We start from the raw sequence: 2,738 nt of genomic DNA, 5'->3' as shown, positions 1-2,738 counted from the left end.
AGCATCAACCGCCATACCGACAGTAAGCACGATCCCCGCAATACCTGGAAGCGTCAGTGTGGCATCAATCATTGACAATAAGGCACATAATAAAACCAGATTAAGTATTAATGCAAGATCTGCAAATAATCCAAAAATACGGTAATAACATAACATCAAGATTAAAATTAACCCCATACCTACGGCTAAAGAAACCATGCCCCGACGAATGTTTTCTTTACCCAAAGTAGGACCCACGGTGCGTTCCTCTATTGGATAAATTGCTGCAGGCAATGCTCCTGCTCGAAGTAATAAAGCTAAATTAGCTGCTTCTTTACTGTTAGTAAGACCAGTAATTTGGAAATTATTACCTAATGCACTTTGTATTACTGGTGCACTAATTACACGTTCATCTCGATGGGTCGAGCGAGTATCAACCCCGTTAATTGTTTGTATGGTATTTTTTGTTTCCACATAAACAATAGCCATACGCTTACCAATATTTTCACGAGTAACTTTAGTAAATAAACTCTCACCGCCCCCACCTAATTGGATTTGTACGGCTGGGCTTGCTGATTGTTGATCAAAGCTTGAAACAGCAGAGGTAATGGAATCACCACTTAGAACTACTTGTCTTTTTAACAAGATAGGATGTCCATCCATCATAAATAGCTTGTCACTTACAGGAACAGAACCAGTTTGTTTGGCGATTTGCGGATCATTATCCTGATCGACCAGGTAAAACTGTAGGGTTGCTGTACCACCAAGAATTTGTTTAGCACGCGCCGCATCTTGAATTCCTGGTAAATCCACAGCAACACGAGTTGTCCCTTGCTGTTGTACTACCGCTTCACCAACACCCAGCTCATTGACTCGATTACGTAAAATACTCATTGTTTGTTCAATAGTATTTTGGCGTATGTTGTTTAGCTCAACAGGTGAAATTGACGCTATAATTACGTTCTCAGCTTTGCCCTTTACAAAAAGCACATCAGGTATTTTTAATTTTAATTCAGCAAAAGCCTGTTCCATTGATTGTTGATCACGGAAACTTAAATTAATACCCTTATCCGCTATATAACGTATGCCCGAATAACGCACGCCAATTTCACGCAAGGACTGACTAATATTCTTCATCATTCCTTCATAACGACGACTAATTACACTTTCTATGTCAACTTCCAACAAGAAATGCACACCGCCTCGTAAATCTAAGCCTTGCTTCATTGGTTCAGCGCGAATGGAGCGTAACCAGCGTGGAGTCGCAGGAGCTAAATTTAAAGCAACAGTGTATTGGTTGCCCAAAGCATTTTTAATTGCATCACGAGCTAATAGCTGAGAATCAGTGGATGAAAAAATTACTTCAACACCTCCATCTTGAGCAGAGGCGGACTTATATGAAAGCTTATCTTTTTGAAGAATACCTTCAATCTGAGTTTTTAACTCCTCATAATCTACCGGTGTTTCAGCTAAAATTTGTACTACAGGATTTTCTGTATATAAATTAGGTATGGCGTATATGAACCCGATGATCGCAATAACAACAAGCATCAGGTTTTTCCATAGAGGATATTTATTATGCATGTTTCCGTGTCCCTATGACTAACTTAAAGAGATTTTAAAGTGCCTTTTGGCAGCACTGTGCTAACGGCGCCCTTTTGTAAACTGATTTCTACGCCATCTGCAATACTGACTTTAATATATTGTTCATTAAGGTTAACTACCTTAGCTAATATACCGCCAGAAGTAATAATTTCATCACCTTTCTTTAAACGGCTTATCAAATCACGATGTTCTTTTGCCTTTTTGTTTTGTGGTCTAATCAGCATAAAATAGAACAATACAAAAATAGCAGCGATCATAATGAGCGAAAAAGTTCCATCTGCTTGAGGTGATGCAGATGTGGCCGCTGCAGCCAATGCCTCACTAATAAAAAAACTCATACATATCTCCTAAAACTACAATTAATCAATCGCGTCACATCATATAGCGAATTAACCAGAAGGTAAATGAATCCAAGCGGAAAACCAAGCTAATTTTAAAGATCCTTTAGATTAGGCTTAAAAACTGCTTCGTAGCTAATCGTGGATCTTTAGCTTGAGTAATTGCAGAAATAAGTGCAATACCACTCACGCCCGTAGCTACAACTTCCGATGCACGTTCAAGACTTATCCCCCCTATTGCTACTAAAGGATAATGTAAAGTACGCTTCCAACGTCGTAACATCGCAATGCCTTGCGCCTCAAAAGTCATTTTTTTACTGGTGGTTGGATAAATTGGTCCTATTGCAATATAAGAAGGACAAATAGCATGAGCGCGTGCTACTTCATAGTAGCAATACGTACTAACTCCTAGTAACATTTCTTTATGTTGGATGGCCTTAAGATCGGCACTATCCAAATCTGATTGTCCTAAATGCACGGCTTCTGCACCCAGCTTTAATGCCAAATCCCAATAATCATTAATAAATAAAATTACATCATACTTTTTAGTCAAAGCGATACTGCGTTTTATCTCATCTTCAACTAGTTTTGTTCTTTCCTTAATCCGTAATTGTATTGTTTTTACGCCAAGCTGTACCAGAGTTTCTACCCATTTATAACTATCTACTATAGGATACAGCCCTAAATGAGGGCTAAGCTTAAAAGGCCGAGGAGCACTAAATAACGGAGTTGATGATAAATAAGGTAAATCAGCTTCATCTTCCGGGAAACCACCGTAGTAAAGAGTCGTTTGGGCTAGTCGTATTTCTTTGTTTG

3 protein-coding genes are annotated in these 2,738 nt (G+C 38.8%); all 3 read right to left on the bottom strand.

Going from position 1 to position 2,738, the window contains the following annotated elements; translation table 11 throughout:
• Positions 1 to 1,563 (bottom strand): protein translocase subunit SecD (secD, locus tag WA877_RS02230; RefSeq protein ID WP_425169313.1); only part of this gene is annotated, 1,563 nt, incomplete at its 3' end.
• Positions 1,564 to 1,586: 23 nt separating this feature from the next.
• On the bottom strand, positions 1,587 to 1,922 hold the full coding sequence (gene yajC / locus WA877_RS02225; RefSeq protein ID WP_425169312.1) for a preprotein translocase subunit YajC: 336 nt from the start codon (positions 1,920 to 1,922) through the stop codon (positions 1,587 to 1,589).
• Between the two features lie 106 nt (positions 1,923 to 2,028).
• Positions 2,029 to 2,738, bottom strand: a 710-nt coding sequence (gene thiE, locus WA877_RS02220) for a thiamine phosphate synthase (RefSeq protein WP_425169311.1), incomplete at its 5' end; no start/stop codon positions are given.

This window comes from Legionella sp. (assembly GCF_049790535.1).
Lineage (GTDB): Bacteria > Pseudomonadota > Gammaproteobacteria > Legionellales > Legionellaceae > Legionella.
The sequence above is the reverse complement of the archived record's forward strand: the minus strand, read 5'-3'. Positions and strand labels throughout refer to the sequence as shown.

Bases quoted from the DNA above. Each gene is read 5' to 3' on its own strand.
- yajC (WP_425169312.1), bottom strand. From the start codon at position 1,922: ATGAGTTTTTTTATTAGTGAGGCATTGGCTGCAGCGGCCACATCTGCA.